Here is a 20,965-nt window from a genome sequence, read left to right on the forward strand (position 1 = left end):
TGACCTGCTCCCCAGAATTCATGCCATTGGTAAGTTAGCTCGTCAGATGGAGACGAGCGATGCGGCGAAGCCGATTTACCGAGGATCAGATCATTGGGGTGCTGCGGGAGCATGAGGCTGGCGTGAAGACGCCGGACCTTTGCCGAAAGCACGGGATCAGCGATGCGACCTTCTACAACTGGAAGTCGAAGTACGGCGGGCTGACGGTGTCCGACGCTGCGCGGTTGCGAGCGCTCGAGGATGAGAACCGACGGCTGAAGAAGCTGCTGGCGGAGTCGATGCTCGACGTGTCGGCGCTGAAGGATCTGCTGGGAAAAAACTGACCCGGTCTGCGGAGCGCTACGCTGCGGTGGAGAAGCTGATGGCCGATCACGGCTTCTCCGAGCGTCGCGCCTGCAGGCTGGTCGGGGTCAACCGGTCGGCATGGCAATATGAGCCGCTTCGCGGGCAGGACGATGTTGTCCGCGTTCGGATGCGTGAGATCGCGAACGAGCGCCGTCGGTTCGGCTATCGGCGACTGGCGATCCTGCTCAAGCGTGAGGGGAAAGGCATGAACCTGAAGAAGGTCTATCGGCTGTATCGCGAGGAACGGCTGACGGTGCGCAAGCGTGGCGGCCGGAAGCGCGCGCTGGGAACGCGAGCGCCGATGGCGATCCCGCAAGAACCCAACCAGCGCTGGTCGCTCGACTTCGTATCGGACTCGTTGGCCTGCGGCCGGCGGTTCCGCATGCTCAATGTGATCGACGATTACAGCCGGGAGTGCCTGGCCTGCATCATCGATACCTCGCTGTCCGGTCGGCGGGTCGTTCGCGAGTTGAGCGCCATCGCCGAACGTCGCGGGCTGCCATGCATAGTGGTCAGCGACAACGGGACCGAGCTGACCAGTCACGCGGTGCTGGCGTGGTGCCAGGACACCGGGGTCGAGTGGCATTACATCGCGCCGGGCAAGCCGCAGCAAAACGGCTTTGTGGAATCGTTCAATGGTCGCTTGCGCGACGAGTGCTTGAACGAGCACCTGTTCCCATCGCTGGCTGTAGCGAGACGGATCATCGAGGCATGGCGGACGGACTACAATACCGTGCGTCCGCATAGCAGTCTTGGCGGGTTGGCACCCGCCGAGTTTACGAACCGCCCCCGCCAAGGGCATATGGACACCGAAGCTAAGTTATCAACGGCCTGAAAATGGGGAGCAGGTCACGTCCTACGATGCCATATACAGTGTCATCCCTGTAAATTCCCGGCATATAGGTCGGCATTACGTTGAGAATGTTATTTATGCCAAATCCGACCTGATATTGATCTCCGATGTCGTATTGAAAAACAATATCGTTGTAGATTTTTGATGGAATGCGATTTCGTGGATAGGCTTCATCGGAATCGATGTTCAGATCGAACGTGGCGGCGCTGATGAAACGCGTGTCGAACGATATGTTGACGTCGTCGATCTTGTAGCTCGCGACCAGGTTCCCCTTGAAGCGCGGGTTCTGCCAGCCGCCGTCTGACACGATGTCGCCCTGCGAAATGCCCGGCGTGGTTTCGGTCACCATCTTCAGCAGATAGCTTCCCTTGAACGAAAGCTGCATCGTCCCCTTGCCCACCGGCCGCTTGTAGGACGCGCCGATATCGATCCCGCGAGCATAGAGGCGGGCGGCATTCAACTGGTTCGATTCCACGCGCGTCGCGTAGAAGGTGGCAGGATCGCGGGTGACGCGCGCGCAATAGGGATTGTCGATCGTCGGCGCATCGACGCACAGCCGGATCAACTGGAGGTAGCTGAACTGGGTGATGACGTCCGCGATGTCGATGTCCCAATAATCCACCGTCAGGTCGAGGCCTGGCAGGAAGCGCGGCTGGAAGACCGCGCCGAGTGTCAGGCTATCCGACGTCTCCGGCCGCAGATCGGGGTTGCCGCCGGTGACGACGACCGGCCCCACCCGCGGCACCACGAACGGCGTAACGATGCCCAGCGCGCGACAGTTCGCCGCCCGCGTTTCCGACGCATAATAGAATGCCGCCGAGCACGCGTCGTCATAGGCGCCGGTAAGGGTTTCGATCCTCGCTTCGTAGAGCTCGCCGAAATTGGGGGTGCGAACGCTGCGTGAAAGGACGCCGCGGAAGCTGAGGCCGTCGAACGGCGACCACATGGCCCCCACCTTCCAGGTGTCGGTGGCGCCGACCGTGCTGTAATCCGAATAGCGATAGGCGCCCTCGATTTCGAGGCGGCGGATGAGGGGCAGGTCGCGCAGAAGCGGGACGACCACTTCGCCGTACACCTCGCTCACGCTGAACGAGACATCCAGTTCCGGGTGCGCGGCGGGACCGCCGCCATAGACAAGCTCTCCGGCCAGAGCGAGCGGATCGTCCCGCGTCTTCAGCGTTTCCCTGCGATGTTCCGCACCGATCGCGATGGCGACATCGCCATAGGGAAGCGAGAACAGGCTGCCGTTGACGTTCGCGCCATAGACCTGCTGCGAATTCACGCGACGTTCGCGGCGATCGGCCATCGCCCATTTGATCTGGGCCGCGGTCGCCGGTGCGGTGCTGAAGATGTCGAACGGAACACAGCCCGCCGCGCGCGCCACCGCATCGCGGCAGATGGGGGCGCCGGTCACCGGATCCGCGATGGCATCGCGTGCCGCGATCCAGTGCGACTTCCAGGGAACATTCGCCTGCGTGTAATTGTCCGTTACCCGGCCATATTGCCAGAACGCCTGCCATTTGAGCGCGCCGCCGAGCCGCCCGCCCAGCGATGTGCCGATCGTGTAGCTTTCCCGGTCATGGTTCTCCTCGCGCTCCGGGAAATTGCCATAGGTCCGGTCGATGTACATCGACGTCAGATTGTTATCGATCATCACCCGCCGGAGAGCGGCGGGCAGATAGGGGTTGTCCAACTGTGCCAAGGGCGCCCGCGAACCGGGGACCGGTCCGGAAAAATAGGTTGCCCGACTATCGTCGCGCCAATAGTTGGATGTCCCCGCGTACTTCTGTCGGGAATAGGAAAAATAGCTGCCGAATTCCAGGCCGGGGGCGAGTTCATAGTCCGCTCTGCCCATCAGGGCCAGCGACTTGAGCCCGCCACGGAACTGATCGCGATCGCTCAGGTTTCGTCCATCGCCCCCGTCACAGACCGCGTACTGGCCGGGGTCGTAGGTGACATCGCAGCGGGACTCGCGGACATTCCCCCCTTCGATCATCCAGCGCTTGCCGCCTAGCCAGTAGGTCGGAACATAATCGTAATAGAGCTGCCGGGTGTGTAGCGACAGCACACGGTCGGGCACGCCGTCGCTGACGCCCCGATTGGCCGGATTCGCGCGCCATGTCACCCAGTCCCGCCAGTCAAAACGATCAGTGTAGATCAGCGGGTTGGACTGCGAATAGGTGCCGCCGATCGCGACCGACCCGCGACCATCGGCGAACTTCGCGCCTGTCGCTGCGGAAAACAGATATTGGGCGGCATCGCCCTGCTGCGAGATGCCGCCCATGCCGGAAAGGCGTAGCCCTTCGATATCCCGCTTGGTGATGATGTTCACCGCGCCCGTCACGGCATCCGCCCCATAGATGGCTGCCGCGCCACCCGTCACGACTTCCATTCGCTCGATCATGCTCACCGGGATCATGCCGATATCGACGGCGGAGGAACGCGCCGAGCCGGAAACCCGCCGCTGTCCGTCGATAAGCGTGAGGCTGCGATTGGAGCCGAGGTTGCGTAGGTTGATCGCGGCGATTCCGGCGTCCCAGCCGGTGACGGCACTGCTGAGGCCCTGGCTGATGCCCAGCGCGGGGTCGCGCTGCAGCGCTTCGATGGCACTGTTGCGGCCCATGTCGAGCGACTGCTGCATGTTAACGACGCTGACGGGCATCGGCGATTCGAGCTCCGGCCGGGCAATGCGCGAGCCTGTCACGACGATTGTTTCCCCGGCATCATCCGCCGGGCTGACGGTCGGGGATGATGACGCCTGCTGGGCGAGTGCGGGCGCGGTGACGGCGATCAATGTCGATATGGCCGACGTTGCGACGAGCAGCTTTGTCTTCGACTTCACCCAATCCTCCCATCAAATCATTATTATTACTGCGTAATCTGCGTCACGCTCGGGCAGGCCAACGCCTGTGTGGGGACATCTCGATCGGCAACGCGATCCAGCCCGGCTTGCAGCTTTATAAATAACGATAATGTATCGTAGCACGCGCTTAGGTTGCGGTCAATCCGCATCTATAATGTTGATTATGCGTCATAATATGGAACACTTCGGCCAAATTTTTTGATCCTTGGGGGGAGTTCAGTAGCACATTAAATATCGATAATGTCAAATTTGGGCTATACGACAGCCTGCCTCACGCCTTGTTCTTGAACGTGCGAGACCGGACGGCGACCGTCCTCGATCGTGGGAACTGTTTGATCCCCGGGGGTTTGATGGTGCGATCCTTTCGTTGGAAAGAAAGGAAGCCGTGTGGGGCAGGTACGTCACGGCAGCGCCACGACGACGCACGCCGTCCGAGCGGCGATACAGCGATCGCAGGCTTCGCTCGCGACGTTGAGCCGGGAACTGGCGGCAACCCCGAGACCGTAGTGAAGTGGCGTAAGTGAGCGAGGGTCGGGGATCTGAAGACCGGACCGAGGGCCCCTTATTCCACCAGCCTGACCGAAGCCGAGAAGGCGATGGCTGTCGCGTTCCGCCGTCACACGCTGGTGCACTCCATGCTCGGGACCTGTTAGATCGCTTGTGACGGTGGCGATGGTTTGCTTCGATGGCGCCGCGAGGAGGCGATGCCATGAGCGATCTGGTCGTGTTGCCGGAAGCGCAGATGCGTCGGATCGAGCCGCATTTTCCGCCGTCGCACGGTGTACCGAGGGTCGATGACCGGCGGATTGTCGGCGGCATCATCTTCCTGATCCGTAGCGGCCTATGGTGGCGGGACGCGCCCAAGGAGTACGGCGCGCGCAAAACGATCTACAACCGCTTCATTCGCTGGAGCCGGCTCGGGGTGTTCAACCGCATCTTCGCAGCTCCGGCGGCGAAGGGCGGCAAGTCCGATCAGGTGATGATCGACGCCACTCACCTCAAGGCACACCGGACGGCAGCCGGCCTGGTTAAAAAGGGGATGTACCCCGACGTATCGGACGCACCAGAGGTGGCCTGAACTCCAAGCTCCACGCCGTCTGCGATGGCCAGGGCCGGCCGCGCGGATGCTGCCGAGCGAGGGCCAGATGAGCGACTACAAGGGCGCAGCGCTGATCCTCCACGCCTTGCCAGGAGTAAAGTCCCGCTCGGCGATCGTGGCTACGATGCCGGCTGGTTCTGTCAGGCCCTCGCTGATCGCGGCACCGCTGCCTCTGCCCCGTCCAAAACCAACCGCAAGCTGACCATCCCACCCGACAAGACGCTCTACCGCCAACGCCATCGCATCGAAAACATGTTCGGCAAGCTCAAGGGCTGAAGGCGAAACCACACCCGATACGATCGCTGCGCCCTCACCTTCTTGTCCGCCATCGCCCTCGCCGCAACCGTCCTCCTCCGGCTCTGATCAATGCGTCCCGAGCCTGTACTATCACTGGCACGGCACAGCCCGATCGCGGCCGCCACTACACCCGCAGAGCGTTCAGAATTTCCTGGACAGCTGGAACGCGACCATCCGTCCAATCGCACTGGCGTTCTGCGAGTCAAAGCCAAGCGTGCCATTGAGAACCGGCGGCGGCGCACGATCAAACAGATTTTGTCCCGACACGGACAAGGTCGTGCCGTTCAGCCACGCGTGACTGGTACCATCGATGGCATAGGTCAGCGTTGCGTCGATTGTCGTAAAGGACGACACCGGCTGCTTCGGCGACACCAGATTGTTGCTATAACCGGCCAGGTAGTTGGCGAACACATTGCCCGAAAAGCCGCCCGATTTCCAGGATGCGGTTCCACGAACGCGCAGATCGACAGGGTAATTGATGTTGCCCAGTTGGTCGATATAGGTCGCTCCGGGTGCCGCGGACCGGGTATAGTTATCGATCAGCGTGACGTCCGCACCGATACCGAACGTGCCGGCGCTGTCCGTCTCCAGAGAGTAATGGCCCGAAATGTCGAGCCCGCTCTGCTTGACGCCGCCGACGTTCGACTTTCGCAAGTCAACGTACAGCTTGATATTGGTCGGGTCTTCCTGAGCACCGGCGAAATATGGGCTCGCATACAACGCCTGGACCTGGGCGACGGTCGGATTGCGGATCAACAGGCTCGCCAGCGTGGCAGAATTGAGCAGGATCGTGTCCGACGACGGCGTTTCGATCCGATTGGTATAGTCGATCGAATAATAGGTAGCCGACAGGTTCAGTCCCGGCACCGCAACCGGATGAAGATCAAATCCGATGGTGAAGGTCTTGGCGGTTTCGGCGGAGATGCCCGGCCTGCCGCCCAACTGGGTGATCGTGCGGACCTGCAGGCGCGTCGTCGGATCGACGACGTTACTGATCGAAATGGTCGGGCCGGACAGCGGATCGCCGTCAGCCAGCGTCGGCGCGCGGAACGACGTGCCGTAGCTGGCACGCAGGGTCAGGTCACGCGCCGGATCCCAGCGGATGCCGAACTTGGGGTTGGTGGTCCGGCCGAAATCGGAATAATCCTCGGTACGGATCGCAGCGGTCAGGTCCAGCCGCTGCACGAACGGCAGGCTGTTGGCGGCGCCGACCAGCGGCACGAACAGTTCAGCGAACCCGGCCTTGACGTTGCGATGCCGGGTGCTCTGGTTCCGCACCACGAAATCGGCGGTGGTGGTGTTCCGGGTGTCGATCTGGAACAGCGTCGATGCGGTATATTCTCCGCCGACGGCCAGCTTCACGCTGCCCCCGGGCAGGTCGAACAGCGGCCCGCTGGCTTTTGCCTGATAATCCCACAGCTTGAAGACCGAATGGAACAGCGTCGTGCCGTTGAGCGCCGCCAGTGTGGTCGGATTGTTGCAGACGAACGCACGGCCATCGCAAAAGGCATTGAACGCCGTCGCCGGATTGGTGTCCGCAAGCGCCGCGGCCAGGTTCACGGTCCGCAATATTCCATAGGTGTTGCGCTGTGAGAAATTGCTGCCGAACGATGCATAGGCATCCAGCGTCCAGGATCCGACGTCAGCCTTGACCGATGGCGATACCATCCAACTGCGTTCGGTGCCGATCGAATAGGTCTTGAAGTCGTTCTCAAAACTATAGTTGACCGTCACGCTGGTCGCGGCAGGATTGGCCGGGTTGACGAAGAACGGATTCGCCCGCGGCACCGCCAGCGCGGCGGAGGTGCCGACGTTGCCCACGCTGGATCCCTGGAACCGAGCGACCCGGTTGGTGAAATAGCCGTCGACGCCGAACTGGACCGCGCCGAACCTCTGCTCGATCCGGCCCAGCACCGAATCCCGCTTCTGCCTTGGCAAAAAATCGCGCTGGATGTCGTTGTCGCGGCGATTGGTCGTGCCAAGCACGAAATTGGCGGCGGTCAGGCCTCGCCCGTTCTGGTTGCCGGGGACGGCATAGGTCGCGCCGCCGGAAACGATCGTGCCGGGGTTGGCAAACAGGCTGCGCTGGTCGGTGCCGCCGATCGAACGAAGGTCCGATGTGAAGAAACTGCGCTCGCTGCCGTCGAGCTGGCCCCGCTCGTAATGCTCATAGGCCACCATGACGCCGCCGCCGGACCAGGTGCGGCCCGCAACGCCGGAGGCCTGCCACTGGTCGAAGCCCTTGGCCAAGCCATATCGACCGGACACTTCCAGGCCATCGAACGGGCGGCGCAGAATGAAATTGACCACGCCCGCCACCGCATCGGCGCCATAAATGGCGGATGCGCCGTCCGCGACCACCTCGACCCGCTCCAAAGCGATCGGGATGAATGGCGACACATCGGTGAACTGGGCCTGGAAACCATTCGGCGGCACGCGGCGACCGCCCAGCAGGACCAGCGTCGATTCGGTGCCCAGCCCGCGAAGATTGACGCCGGTGCCTTGCGTGACGTTTGCCGCAGCGTTCTGGACGGTGCCGCCGCGCCCTTCGTCGGCGCCCAGATTCACAACCTGCGGCAACGACCGGATGATCTCGCTGCTGGTCCCCAGGCCCTGCGCCTTGATCTCCTCAAGCCCCAGCGCGCGTACCGGCGCACCCACCGGCGCGACGCCGCGAATGCTGGTGCCGGTGACGATGATGTCGCTCGCCGTCGCATCGGCAGTGCCGTCGCTCGACTGTGCGTCAGCCTGAGCACCGCCTGTGGACCGGGCGGCAACGGACGGAGGAGCGGCTTCCTGCGCCAGGGCGACACCCGACCAGGCGGTGACCGTCGTCGCTATCGTCAGCGCGGCCGCGCCGTGCAGAAGCTGGCTACGATTTAGAAACCCTTTGGCCATCTCACTCTCCCTGGTGCCGGGACTCCGCCTGCGTTGGCAAGCCGATCGCGGTTATTCTCTGAATGTGACCGATCACATATAATCGCGACATACGGCTGTCAATTGCAGCAACGCTATCTTGGCCATTCAAATTTTCGGTCGGCGAATGCCGCATGCGCCGTATGGGACCGATAACAGTATGCAGAGCCGGTGGTGGGCGTCGTGGCAACGCCTCCTCGGCTCCCCGCAACTCAGCCCCGTCCGATGAACGGCATCGCCGTCGCCATGACCGTCATGAACTGGACGTTCGCCTGGATCGGCAGGCTGTCCATATAGGCAACCGCCTCACCCGCTTGCGCGACATCGATGACAGGCTCGGCACGAAGCGATCCATCCGCCTGGAGCGCCCCTTCGACCACGCCGCCGCCCATGTCGGTAGAAGCGTTGCCGACGTCGATCTGGCCGCAGGCAATCGCAAATCGCCGTCCATCGAGCGATGCCGCCTTGGTCAGGCCGGTCACCGCATGCTTTGTCGCGGTATAGGCGGCGGAAAACAGGCGCGGCGCGTGAGCGGACAGCGATCCGTTGTTGATGATCCGGCCACCCTGGGGATGCTGAGCCTTCATGACGCGAAAGGCGGCACGCAAGGCCAGGAACGCGCCGGTCAGATTGACCTGGACCAGACGCTGCCAGTCGATCAGATCGAGATCCTCGATCGGTGTCGCCGGCAACGACAGGCCGGCGTTGTTGAACAACAGGTCGACGCGACCGAAATGCGCGACGGCGTTATCAAATATGGTCTGGATCGCGATCTCGTCACACACATCGCCCGGCGCGATCAGGCATTCGGCGGGTGCGGCGAGCGCCTCCGTATGCTCGAGCATTTCACGGCGTCGACCGACGAGGACAAGACCATAGCCTCGCGCCGCGAGGCTCAGTGCCGCCGCCCTGCCGATGCCGCTGCCTGCTCCGGTGATGACGGCGATACGACGCGGCGCCACCTTCAGTCCGCCGGGCTCAAGCACCGCCCGCCGGCGAGGAAGGCGTCGATATTCGCGACGACCATCTCGGCCATTGCCGCCCGTGTCTCGACAGTGGCGCTGGCGACATGTGGCGTCAGCACGGTTCTGCCCGCGGCGCGCAGTGCATCGGGCACATGCGGTTCATTTGCAAAGACGTCGAGCGCGGCCCCCGCGATGCCCCCGCGCTCCAGCGCGTCGATCAGCGCCGCTTCATCCACGACCGACCCGCGCGAGACATTCACCAGCTTGCCGTCGGGGCCGAGCGCCGACAGAATATCGCGATCGACCAGCCCGACGGTCTCCGGCGTGGCAGCGCAGGCGACAATCAGGACGTCGCACCAGTCTGCGAGTTCGCGCGCACCTGCGAATGCCCGGTGCTCGACGGGCTTGACGGTTCGCGCAACATACCCGACCTCGCCAAAAGCGATCAGCCGATCGGCGATCGCCGCGCCGATGCGGCCCAGCCCAAGGATGCCAAACCGCGATCCGCTGACCTTCCGGCCCAGGCCGAGATCCTTTTCGGCCCAGCGTCCCGACCGCACATAGGCGTCGCCGACCGGGATTTGCCGCATCAGCGCGATCGTCAGCCCGACCGCGAGATCGGCGACATCGTCGGTCAGGACGCCTGGCGTGTTGGTCACGGCGATCCCAAGCCCGGCCGCCAGCGCGAGCGGCACCTTGTCCAGTCCAACGCCGTTGACCGCGACAAGCCCGAGCGCCGGTAACGCCTGCATCAGTTCGGCATCGCATCCGATATGCCCCCCGGTGACGACCACCCGGATCTGCGCGGACTGCCGCGCGAGCACATCCGCTCGCGCCGCTTCGTCGAGATCAAACCAGCGCACGACCCGCAGTCGCGCCGCCAGCTCCGCCTCAAGCTCGGGCGAAAAGGAGCAAAGTTGGAGTGCGACAGCCTGGTCGTCGATGTGCGCGTGCGCCATGGAATCAGATTACCGTGGTGATGCCGCCATCGATGAAGATCGTCTGTCCATTGACGAAATCCGATGCGGACGATGCTAGGAAAATGGCGACGCCGTGCAGGTCGGAAAGCCTGCCCCAGCGTCCGGCGGGCGTGCGCTTCCTGATCCAGCCGTCGAAGTCGGGATCGGCCACGAGCGCGGCATTGAGCGGCGTGTCGAAATATCCCGGCGCGATCGCATTGGCCTGCAGGCCGAGGCCGGCCCAGTCGGCGCACATGCCGCGGGTCAGGTTGCGCACCGCGCCCTTCGCGGCCGTATAGGGCGCGATCGACGGCCGCGCGAGTTCGCTCTGAACGCTGGCGATATTGATGATCTTGCCATGGCCGCGCGAGATCATGCCGCGGGCGACGCGCTTGCTGGTGAAATAGACGCCATCGAGGTTGATCGCCATCAGCTCGCGCCAGTCGGCGTCGTCGAATTCGTGCAGCGGCGCGCGACGCTGGATGCCGGCGTTGTTGACCAAGACATCGATCGGCCGCTCGGCCTCGATTCGAGCGATGGCAGAATCGATCGCTTCGGGATCAGTGACGTCGAACGCGCAGATTCCGGCACTGCCCCCGGCGTGCGCTATCGTATCGACGGCGCGAGCCAGAGCCGCCTCGTCGCGCCCGTTCAGCAACACATGGGCGCCAGCGCCGGCGAGCGCCTGCGCCAGTGCGAACCCAATCCCGCGCGAAGAGCCGGTCACCAGCGCGGTGCGCCCTGCAAGGCTGAAAAGTTCGAGAATATGCCCCTCCGGAAATCTACGACCGCGATATACGAAGTGATCGTTACCATGACAAGGTCCGACGTTCGCCTACTTCGCGCACTTCCCAAATCAGCCTGATCTTTCATCAACTTTGGGTCGTCGCGGTTGCAGTATACAGCGTTGAATGATATCGGTCCCATAAAAGGGGACGAGTGAATGCTGGCTGCGGTCTGTCATGGTGCGAAGGATTTGCGGATCGAAACGCTGGACGAGTCCGCCCTGGCGCCTGACGAAGTGCGGGTCGCGATCGCCTATGGCGGCATATGCGGGTCCGACATGCACTATTTCCATCGCGGCGCGGTGGGCGACTTCGCCCTGCGCGAACCGATGATCCTGGGGCACGAGATTTCCGGCCGGGTGGTCGAATGCGGCTCCGCTGTGCGTGGTATCGCGCCGGGCATGAAGGCTGCCCTGGACCCCAGCCGGGGTTGCCGGACCTGTCGTTACTGCAAGGCAGGTCGCAGCAATCTGTGCGCCAATATGCGGTTCCTCGGCAGCGCGGGCCGGTATCCGCATGTCCAGGGCGGGTTCTGCGAACGGCTGGTGTTGCGGCAGGACCAGGTCATTCCCGTCGCACCCGACACCGATCTGCTCGCGCTATCTGTCGCCGAGCCACTCTCGGTGGGACTGCATGCCGTCAACCGAGCCGGATCGCTCGTCGGCAAAAGGGTGATCGTCACCGGGTCCGGCCCGATCGGCCTGCTAACGGCGCGAGCCGCCATATTTGCCGGCGCGGCAGAGGTCGTCTCCACCGACATTGAGGATGCCGCGCTTCGGGTCGCATCGGAAGGTGTCGGCGTGACCGACACCGTCAACGTCCGCACGGATCCCGACGGACTGCAACGCTTCGTCGACGACGATCTGGCGTTCGACGTCGCATTCGAAGCGTCGGGATCTGCAGACGCCCTGCGCTCGCTCTTTCGGATCGTGCGACGTGGCGGGCGGATCGTCCAACTCGGGATGCTGCCGCCGGGCGAAGTGTCGTTGCCGATCAACCTGCTCCAAGCACGCGAGATTGATCTCGTCGGCGCGTTTCGCGCGCATGACGAGTTCGCGCTCGCGGTGCAGTTGATCATCAGCGGCACGATCGACGTTTCATCGATCCTGTCGGGCACGTATCCGCTGGCGGACGCGGTCTCGGCATTCGAACATGCCGGTGATCGCAGCATGGTCGTCAAACTGCACCTCGAAATCGCGCCATGATCACCCGCACGGCAATTTTCGAAGGCCGGATACATCGCGGTCATGAGGATGCGTTCTTCACCGCCGTCAAGGAACGGCTGGCGCCGCTGTGGCGGGCCTTTCCCGGGGCGGTCGATGTCCGCTTCTACGCCGTCGACGAATGCGACGACCCGGAACGACCGGTCTTCATGATCCAGCAGATCGACTACCCGTCCATCGCGGCGATGGAACACGCCATCACCTCTCCCGAGCGAGACGCGGCACGTGCAGTCACTATGGAGTTGATGACGCTGGTCGACGGACGCCTTTATCATGTTATCACGGGCCGGCACCATTTGATCCCCGGTCCTTAGACGGGACGGGACGGTGATACAGAGATCTGGAAAGGCGGCGATGCAGGAAAGCAAGGAAGGGGGGAGCGCAGGCTCGCCCGCCACGGCGGACGCAAAGCCCTCACGACGGGTCCGCCGCCCGACGATCCGTGAAGTCGCGCAATTGGCAGGCGTGTCGCGCATGACGGTGTCGCGCGTTGTAAGCGAACCCAATCTCGTCCTGCCAGGCACGCGCGAGCGCGTGCAGAAGGCGATCGCCGATCTCGACTATGTGCCCGATCGTGCCGCCGGCAGCCTGTCCAGCCGGCGCACCGGATTCATAGCCCTGATGCTGCCCACGCTGACGAACGCCAACTTCGCCGCAGTTGCGCACGGCCTGACCGAGGCGCTGCGCGAGGCGAACTACCACCTCCTCATCGTGTACACCGAATACGACATGGTCGAAGAGGAGCGGCAGCTGCGAAACCTGCTGGCCCGCCGTCCCGAGGCGATCGTCCTGACCGGCGCCACCCATAATCGCAACAGCAGCAAACTGTTGCTGACCGCCGATATTCCGATTGTCGAGATTGCCGATCTGCCGAGTCGCCCGATCGAGCATGTGATCGGTTTTTCCAACTATCAGGCGGGTCGTACCGCCGCGCGCTATCTCATCGACAAGGGGTTCAGGAACATCGGCGCGGTGGGTGGATCATATGAGGGTGATGTCGTCGATCATCGCGGCGAAGAACGTATTCGGGGCTTCGAGGACGAACTGCGTCATGGCGGTATGTCGACCGACGCCGTGATACGCTATGGTGTCGCTCCGCTTAGCTACGATCACGGCGCCAGCGCGATTGTGGAGTTGCTGCAGCGGTGCCCGGATACCGATGCCGTCTTCGCCGTGTCGGACCTGTCCGCCGTCGGGATCGTCATGGAGTGCCAGCGGCGCGGCATTTCGGTGCCCGACCAGATATCGGTCATGGGCTTCGGCAATTTCGAGATCGGAGGGGAAATCAACCCGCCCCTGACGACGATCCACGTCGATTTCAACGCGTTGGGCCAGTTGACGGGCGAATTGCTGATCGACCTGCTTGCGAGCAAGGGCCCCGCCGCGATGCACCGGCGCGATGTCGGACTGGACGTGATCGAGCGCAAATCGGTTCGGATGTCATGATGCGCGTCGCGCTGATCGGCGCCGGCGTGATGGGCTCGGCGATCGGCGCTCGCCTGCTGGCCCAGCGTTGCGGCCTCACCTTTTACGATCCCGCGCCTGCGGCCGGCCAGGAACTGCTCGGCAGCGGCGCAGCGCGCGCGGCATCGCCGTCAGAAGCGGCGATCGACGCGCATTTCGTCGTCACCAGCCTGAACAGCAGCGACGTGGTCGAGAGCGCCGTCTTTGGACCGGACGGTGTCGCGCGGTTCGGAAATACGGATCGCCTACTGATAGACATGTCGAGCATCGATCCGGGCCGGACCGCGCGGATGGCGGAGCGGCTGCGAAGCGCATGCGGCATGGGCTGGGTCGATGCGCCGCTTTCGGGCGGCGCGCCGGCGGCGCACACCGGCAGCCTGACGCTGATGATCGGCGGCGACGCAGCGGACGTGGCGGCGGCGGATCCGCTGCTTGCCCTGCTGTCTCGTCGCCGGACGCACCTGGGCCCCGCCGGCGCCGGCCAGACGGTCAAGCTGGTCAACCAGATTCTCTGCGCAGCCAATTTCCTGTCGGTGGCCGAAGCCGTCCGCTTTGCCGAGGCCAACGGCATCGACGCGACCCGCATACCCGAGGCCCTTGCCGGCGGGCGAGCGGACTCGCGCATCCTGCAGGAGTATATGGAGAAGATGGCGCAGCGCGACTATTCTCCGACCGGTCGGATCGACAATATGCTGAAGGACCTTGAAACCGTTCAGGCCTCGTCGATGGCCAATCGTACGCCGATGCCGTTGACGGGGCTCATCACCGATCTGCACCGGATGGCCGTTGCGGGCGGTCTGGGCCCCGCAGACAGCGCCGAATATATGAGGGTGTTCGATCTCGGATCGGGCGGCAGATGACCCGTGCGATCGTCGTGATCGGACCGGCCGGCAACGGAAAATCCACCCTCGCCGAATTGATCGCCAACCGGATGAACTGGCGCTTTGTCGAAGGCGACGAGCATCATCCGCCCGCCAATATCGCCAAGATGGCTCGCGGGGAGCCGCTGTCCGACGAAGATCGCATGCCATTTCTCGAATCCGTGGCGCGAACGCTGTCCGCGTCTTCGGGAGGCGCGGTCGCGGCCTGTTCTGCGCTCAAGCGCGAATATCGCGACGTTTTGCGCCGCCATGCCGGCGATCTGGTCCTCATTCTGGCGGAGGTCGGGCGTGAAGAGTTGCACCGGCGCATGTCGCAACGCGACACGCATTTCATGCCCGCCAGCCTGCTCGACAGCCAGCTGGCCGAATTCGAAATTCCCGACGACGACGAATCCTGCATTCGGATCGACGGCACCTTGCCGCTGAACCAGCAGGCCGACCTGGTCATCCAGCGGCTGACCGTCGGTCAGGAGTAGACGGGGGACGCACATGGGAGCGATTTCCGATCGATCACATCTTTAGATCGACCGCGGAATTGGTTTGGCGATCTCGGCTCCTGCGCTCGAATTTGCGCAATTTTTCAATTGCGGATGAGTCCCCAGCGTCACCGCTTGGCGGCCAGGATACCGCGCTGTCGGATACCGATTGACATTCACATGAAAAAGGCATGTGACCGTTATCATAGAGATGGGTCGTGCGATACGTCACGCCCCGCGATCCAAGTGGAGAACTTCCGATGAGCGCCCCAGTCGATGGCAACGAAGAGGGTACCGAAATGCCATGGCCGGCGCCGTGGCGCGGATGGCTCCTGGTCCTGTTGCTCGCCGCTACATCCTTGGTATCGCAATTCGACCGCACCGTGATCAACCTGATGGTCGAACCGATAAAGGCCGAGTTCGGGCTCAACGATACGGCTTTCGGTGCGCTTCAGGGCGTCGCGTTTGGTATCTTCTATGTCATTGCCTGCGTCCCGCTGGGGCGGATGGCCGATAATTACAGCCGGAAATGGCTGATCACGACCTGCCTTTTCTTCTGGAGCCTGTTCGCGATGGCGTCTGGCCTCGCCCGTAGCTATGCGGAGCTGTTCCTGACCCGAATCGGGGTGGCCGTAGGAGAGGCCAGCCTGACGCCAGCGGGTCTGTCGATGCTGAGTGACCAATTCCCGCCGGCGCGCCTCGGGCGGCCGGTCTCGGGCTTTCTGATGAGCGCGCCTGTCGGGCAGGGCCTGGCCTTTATCGCGGGCGGCAGCTTGCTGACATCGCTCACGGGATCGCATTTGATCGACGAAGGCCTGCTCGCGGGCTTCGAACCCTGGCAAGCTGCTTTCCTGATCGTCGGCGCGCCCGGCCTCCTGCTCGTCCCGCTCTTCCTATTGAGCCGCGAGCCGGTGCGGCGTGGCGCAGGCGCCAAGTCGCCACTTCCGCTCGCGGAAGTGATCGCGGTAGTACGCGGGCGCTGGCGGGCCCTTGTACCGATGTTCATCGGCTTCTCGATGGTGAAGCTCGTGATCTATTCCATTAGTATATGGTCTCCCGCGCTACTCCAGCGCACCTATGGCTGGAACACCGCAGAAGTGGGCTTGGGCTTCGGCCTAGTGCTCATCATCGCGGGAACTTCGGGAGTGTATTGCGGCGGGTTGTTCTCCGACATTCTCGCCAAACGCGGCCACCTCGACGCGACGCTCAAGGTGTCGGCCTCCGGTTTTGCGGTTGCCGGCATCTGCGGGGCGCTGGCGCCGTTGATGAACGATTCGCTGACGGCGCTCGGATTTTTTGCCGGCGCGATTTTCTTTGGCAACATGCCTTTCTCCTGCGCCGCCACCGCGCTGCAGTTGATAGTGCCCAATCGTACGCGCGGGCAGGTCAGCGCCTTGTACGTAACGTTCACGACACTGGTTGGATTGGCCATCGGACCCACCACGATCGGCGCGATCACGGACTTCGTCTTTCAGGATCCCTCGGCCATCCGATATTCCATGTCGCTAGCCATAGCGGTCGCAACCCCGGTGATGATCATCATGATCGTGCTGGCGATGGCGCCCTATCGCCGCTTCCGGTCGGCGGCCGTCTGAATTCGATAATCGCCGACCGTACCGGGTGCCGCCGTGGCACCCGGTACGGTCGGCCATCCGATATTCCATGTCGCTTGTCGTAGCGGTCGCAACGCCAGTGATGATCACCATGATCGTGCTGGCGATGGCGCTCTATCGCCGTTTCCGGTCGGTCGCCGTCTGAATTCGATAACCGGCAGCGTACCGGGTGCCGCCGGGGCACCTGGTACGGTCGGCCATTCGATATTCCATGTCGCTTGTGGTAGCGGTCGCAACGCCGGTGATGATCGTCATGACCGTGCTGGCGATGGCGCCCTATCGCCGCTTCCGGTCGGCGGCCGTCTGAATTCGATAACCGGCGGCGTACCGGGTGCCGTCGTGGCACCCGGTACGGATCGCGCGCCTCAGAGGCGGTCTTCGATCTTCGCGCGTACGAACCCCGCCGGGAACGCATCGACCGCTCCGCCAACGATCGTATAGGCTTTTTCTTCGCCGCCGAACCGGCTTTCGAGTTCCATATAGCTCTGCGGATCGAACAGCGGCGTCGCGCTCATGCCTGTGATGCCGGTCGCATCCGCCTTCTGGCAGGTATAGTGGCAACCCTGCTGCGCGAAGTTCCGGATGCCGTGTTCCAGCATGCCGTCCATCGCCGCCTTAAGGGTATAATGCATCGTCATGAAGTTGAAGCCGAGCGGGTAGATTTCGTCCACCGTCACGCCAGGCTTTCCGTCGATGTCGCGCACGTCTGGGAACATCTTCCAGCCGGGAACCAGCCCGGCGACCCGCCTGGCATGGTCCAGCGTGGTAATCCGCACAACTGTGGTCATCCGCGCGCCCATTTCAGCGGCCGCACGCATGCGTTCGCATCCTTCGTCCATATCGGTCGCGGGGTTCGCGTTGGTTCGGGCGATCAGAAAACAATCCGTCCCTTCCATCGCGGCGAGCGCCGCACGCACCTTTTCATAATATTTCTCGCGGGGAAGGAGCGCGGTCGTGTTGTCCTTGGAACACGCGTCTTCAAGCTGCAGAGCCCCCGCGCCGGCCGCGATCATCCGCTTCGTACTGCGATAGACCGCCAGCGGACCGCCAAACCCGTCCTCGATATCCGCAGCCAGCGGGATCGACGTCGTCTGCGTGATCCGGCTCGTGATCCATTCGGTGTCGGTGATGTTGGTGAAGCCGTAATCGACAACCCCGTTCATCGCCAGGGACACTTCGCCGCCACTCAGCATCATCGCCCGGAACCCGACCATCTCGACCGCGCGCGCAGAGGCACAATCATATACGCATGGAGCCACCACGCAGCGATCCGCGGTTTCAAGAACCCGGCGTAGAGAAGTTTTGGTCATCGTCGCATGTTCCTCGCATTTGAGTACTGTCGTCGCGCTGGCTGGAACAACCTCTGGTTTGAGACCAGCGACCGCGGCCGCCATACCGGCTCGATTGCGATGCGGCACGACGCTGCACATAAATCGCGACCACGCTTACGGCCATCGTCCAGCTTGACATGGGACCGATAACATTGGTTCGATTGCTGTCAACCTGCGTGGCCCACGCAGGCTATCATGGGGTCATGTCACGATCGGCCCGTCGAGTTCCCGCCAGAAGCGGCGTTCGTTGGGATAGGGGTCGACAGTCAGTTCGCATCGCGCACCGACGTTCATGGTGGCGCGGCTCTTCACGGTGTAAGGTGGCCAAGCCAATCCACCGGGCACCGTCGGCGCTCCTGTCCGCGCGAAGCTGACCAGCGCCTCGCTCATGTTTCGCGCGGCCTCATCCTGTCCGGGGCCGGTGCCGATCTGTTGCGCTCTCCCGCGCTTTTCCACCGGCATGGCGCGAATCTTGTCAAGATTGTCGAACGCGTAGGCGACATCCATCGAATGCGGCGCACGATAGGGATAGTTTGTGCCGGGGATGATCGCGTTTGACTGATAATCGAATGTATAAAGATACGTGGATGCTCCGCCCAGCGCCTGCCGACGCTCCGCCATTTCGATCGCACCCGACCATTTGGTACGCCCCGTCGTGATCGCGACATAAAGGTCGGTCGGGGTCTCGCTCGGTCGACTGCGCCGGTATTCGGCGATGACCTGTTCGGTGTCGCCGCCGAAGAACCGACGCAATCGCGTCACCAGCCTAGCTTCGTCCAGCGAGAACAACTCTTTGTCGTCGGCGTAGAAGAAGGTTGTTTCCTGCGCGGTGGTCCCGATCATAAGCGGCTTGTCGCGCGCGAAGCTTGGCGGCTTTGGATAAAAGGGATGGTTCGCAAAAATCTTGCCGTCCAGCACCGGACCGTAGCCCAGGAAAACGTCGCCCCGCTGGTTTTCCGGACGCGGCGGACCGGATACGCCGGTGGCCTCGCAGGCCTCTACGATCGAGGATGCGGGTATGTCCGCCAGCTTCCTTACGTCACGTTCGCTGGCGCCGAGCCCAAGATGCGTCAGGAAGGCCCGCGTGGTCGATGTCGCCGAATCACGGTCAATCGCCCGCAGCATGGGATTGCTCTGCACCACAGCCTTGTGAAACAGGTCCTTCGCCGGGGCGAAGCCATATAAGGCAGCGGACTTTGCGCCACCGCCCGACTGGCCAAAGATCGTGACGTTGTCGGGATCACCCCCGAACTGCCCTATATTGTCCTTAACCCACTGCAATGCAGCCGTTATGTCCAGCAAGCCCAGCGACCCGGAAGCCGCGTAATCAGGAGACAATAGGTCCCCGAGATACAAAAAGCCGAATGCCCCCAGGCGATGATTTTGCGTCACCACAACCACATCACGACGGCGCGCCAGATTCGCGCCGTCGGTGCGACCCTCGACACACGAACCGCCGATGAACCCGCCACCGTGATTGTAGAACAGAACCGGACGCCGTCGGCCATCGGCCGCCGGGCTCCATATGTTCAGTTTCAGGCAATTCTCTGATACACCGCCGACGCGATCACGGAGTCCGACGACGCCCGTTTGCGGACATGTCGGACCAAAGGCCAGCGCATCGCGCACACCGGTCCAGGATCGAACAAGAGGCGCGGGCCGGAAGCGAGCGGCCCCCGAAACCTCGCCGGCGTAAGGCACGCCAAGAAATGCGCAGTGATCCTCGAAACGCCGCCCCCTCAGCCGACCATATGTCGTTTCCACGGTAGCAAAGCCTGTGGGCACCGGCTCCGAAGCTGAAGCGATACGCGGCAGCAGCCCGAGCCCGGCCACGCCCAATCCGGCACCAATGAGGCGGCGGCGATCGACCCTCCATGGTCGGCCAAAGTCAAAATCATTCATCGCCGAACCTCCTTAGGGATGACACTCACCGATCCATTGATCTGGACAGCCGGCATTTGCGGACGCCAGCTCCGGCCGCAAATGTTCAGACACTGGTCCCACACGCTCCAAATGTAAGGCCACTGGCTACTGGAACAGGTTCTCGTCACATCAACGAGTGGGGCAACGACGAGAAATCCCTGAACAAGGAGCGCAGGGAAGCATATCGATGTTATCGGTCCCATTAACATGGCGCCAGATCGGTGACAAGGGGGCACTGCATGCCGGCGGATGGCGGTCAGCGAGCTAACAGCGCGAGGAATATGGGGGGCCTGAAGACCGATCAGACGCGCCGGATTTAGCATCTGGAGCAGGAGAAATTGCGGCTTTGACGCTGGGCCTCGGCGCTACGCCGTAGCGACATTGCGGGATCCACGGCGGCGCGGATATCGGGTTCAACGCTGGCTTTAGGAGGTTGGCGTGGAAGGCGCGTTGCTTCGAGACGGTTGGTGGGAACGGCCGCGAGAGTGTGTGCCGGGCGGTCGCGAGGGCAAGCCTGAGCCGCGCAGTGATGGCCGCTGCTGTGGCTGGCACGTTCGGCATGCCAGACCGCCAAGCGGCGCTACCATGCTGGATCGAGCAAGGCGTGGTGGATCGGATATTCGCGGCGGTGTCGAACGATCCGGACATGGCAAGCAGCGCCGGGGCATCGAAGGCTTCCCCGCCAAGCTCAAACAATGGCGCCGCGTCGTAACGACCTACGACAAGCTCGCCGCAAACTTCCTCGGCTTCATCAAACTCGTCACCATCAGGCGATGGCTCAGATGACTAAATCGTCACTACAGCCAGGGTCAGGCCCCATTAATTGCGACGGGCGGAGCAGGCCAAGGCTCCGACGAGGCGCAGCATCGTCGGACAGGCTGCGGAGGGGGATTTAGGCCCAGGGCGTCGTCGCTCGTCGGTCACGATGCACAAGCATCGCTCCCCTCCTCTCTCCTGGCCCTGAACCAAAAT

14 protein-coding genes and 3 pseudogenes are annotated in these 20,965 nt (G+C 63.0%); 10 read left to right on the plus strand and 7 right to left on the minus strand.

The window, feature by feature from the left end; all coding sequences use genetic code 11:
- Positions 1-59: 59 nt before the first annotated feature.
- A protein-coding gene (locus tag VYI76_RS01665; RefSeq protein WP_168845128.1) for an IS3 family transposase occupies positions 60-1,180 on the plus strand; the annotation gives its coding sequence in 2 pieces (ribosomal slippage) (positions 60-309 and positions 309-1,180; 1,122 coding nt in all).
- Here VYI76_RS01665 and VYI76_RS01670 read toward each other — a convergent pair.
- A complete protein-coding gene (locus tag VYI76_RS01670) occupies positions 1,161-3,992 on the minus strand; it encodes a TonB-dependent receptor plug domain-containing protein (protein WP_326523037.1) in 2,832 nt (943 codons plus the stop codon). The genes VYI76_RS01665 and VYI76_RS01670 overlap by 20 nt on opposite strands.
- Positions 3,993-4,448: 456 nt before the next feature.
- Here VYI76_RS01670 and VYI76_RS01675 point away from each other — a divergent pair.
- A pseudogene (locus VYI76_RS01675) lies at positions 4,449-4,690 on the plus strand (IS481 family transposase); the annotation flags it as partial.
- 80 nt (positions 4,691-4,770) lie between these two features.
- Positions 4,771-5,523: pseudogene (locus VYI76_RS01680) on the plus strand (IS5 family transposase).
- Positions 5,524-5,598: 75 nt separating this feature from the next.
- Here the strand turns inward: VYI76_RS01680 and VYI76_RS01685 are convergent.
- The 4 genes from VYI76_RS01685 to VYI76_RS01700 all read right to left on the minus strand — a co-directional run bounded on the left by VYI76_RS01685 (position 5,599) and on the right by VYI76_RS01700 (position 11,024).
- Complete coding sequence (locus VYI76_RS01685; protein ID WP_326523038.1) at positions 5,599-8,355, minus strand: TonB-dependent receptor domain-containing protein; 2,757 nt, start codon at positions 8,353-8,355, stop codon at positions 5,599-5,601.
- Between the two features lie 230 nt (positions 8,356-8,585).
- Positions 8,586-9,335 (minus strand): SDR family oxidoreductase, encoded by a 750-nt coding sequence (locus VYI76_RS01690; protein ID WP_326523039.1) that lies wholly within the window; start codon positions 9,333-9,335, stop codon positions 8,586-8,588.
- Positions 9,336-9,337: 2 nt separating this feature from the next.
- On the minus strand, positions 9,338-10,297 hold the full coding sequence (locus VYI76_RS01695; protein WP_326523040.1) for a 2-hydroxyacid dehydrogenase: 960 nt from the start codon (positions 10,295-10,297) through the stop codon (positions 9,338-9,340).
- A gap of 4 nt (positions 10,298-10,301) precedes the next feature.
- Complete coding sequence (locus VYI76_RS01700) at positions 10,302-11,024, minus strand: SDR family oxidoreductase (protein ID WP_326523041.1); 723 nt, start codon at positions 11,022-11,024, stop codon at positions 10,302-10,304.
- A gap of 216 nt (positions 11,025-11,240) precedes the next feature.
- On the opposite strand from VYI76_RS01700, the gene VYI76_RS01705 reads away from it, so the two are divergent.
- From VYI76_RS01705 to VYI76_RS01730, 6 genes are all read left to right on the plus strand, one after another.
- Positions 11,241-12,287 carry an L-idonate 5-dehydrogenase gene (locus VYI76_RS01705; RefSeq protein WP_326523042.1) on the plus strand — a complete coding sequence of 349 codons (1,047 nt, stop codon included), beginning with the start codon at positions 11,241-11,243 and terminating at the stop codon, positions 12,285-12,287.
- On the plus strand, positions 12,284-12,619 hold the full coding sequence (locus tag VYI76_RS01710) for a hypothetical protein (RefSeq protein ID WP_326523043.1): 336 nt from the start codon (positions 12,284-12,286) through the stop codon (positions 12,617-12,619). Before VYI76_RS01705 ends, VYI76_RS01710 begins: the two co-directional genes overlap by 4 nt.
- A gap of 40 nt (positions 12,620-12,659) precedes the next feature.
- Positions 12,660-13,751, plus strand: a complete 1,092-nt coding sequence (locus VYI76_RS01715) for a LacI family DNA-binding transcriptional regulator (RefSeq protein ID WP_326523044.1) — start codon at positions 12,660-12,662, stop codon at positions 13,749-13,751.
- Entirely contained in the window at positions 13,748-14,629 is an 882-nt protein-coding gene (locus tag VYI76_RS01720) for an NAD(P)-dependent oxidoreductase (protein ID WP_326523045.1), read from the plus strand. The genes VYI76_RS01715 and VYI76_RS01720 overlap by 4 nt, the downstream gene beginning before the upstream one ends.
- A gap of 14 nt (positions 14,630-14,643) precedes the next feature.
- Positions 14,644-15,126, plus strand: coding sequence for a gluconokinase (locus VYI76_RS01725; RefSeq protein WP_326523046.1), 483 nt, complete (start codon positions 14,644-14,646; stop codon positions 15,124-15,126).
- 260 nt (positions 15,127-15,386) lie between these two features.
- Positions 15,387-16,721, plus strand: coding sequence for a spinster family MFS transporter (locus tag VYI76_RS01730; RefSeq protein WP_326523047.1), 1,335 nt, complete (start codon positions 15,387-15,389; stop codon positions 16,719-16,721).
- A 383-nt stretch (positions 16,722-17,104) separates the two neighbouring features.
- Here the strand turns inward: VYI76_RS01730 and VYI76_RS01735 are convergent, their stop codons facing one another.
- A complete protein-coding gene (locus tag VYI76_RS01735) occupies positions 17,105-18,133 on the minus strand; it encodes an isocitrate lyase/PEP mutase family protein (protein WP_326523048.1) in 1,029 nt (342 codons plus the stop codon).
- Positions 18,134-18,271: 138 nt separating this feature from the next.
- Positions 18,272-19,972 carry a carboxylesterase/lipase family protein gene (locus tag VYI76_RS01740; protein WP_326523049.1) on the minus strand — a complete coding sequence of 567 codons (1,701 nt, stop codon included), beginning with the start codon at positions 19,970-19,972 and terminating at the stop codon, positions 18,272-18,274.
- 459 nt (positions 19,973-20,431) lie between these two features.
- Between VYI76_RS01740 and VYI76_RS16790 the strand changes: the two are divergent.
- Positions 20,432-20,779, plus strand: a pseudogene (locus VYI76_RS16790) (hypothetical protein).
- The last annotated feature ends 186 nt before the right edge of the window (positions 20,780-20,965 follow it).

Source organism: Sphingomonas sp. (genome assembly GCF_035910975.1).
In the GTDB taxonomy this organism is placed as follows: domain Bacteria; phylum Pseudomonadota; class Alphaproteobacteria; order Sphingomonadales; family Sphingomonadaceae; genus Sphingomonas.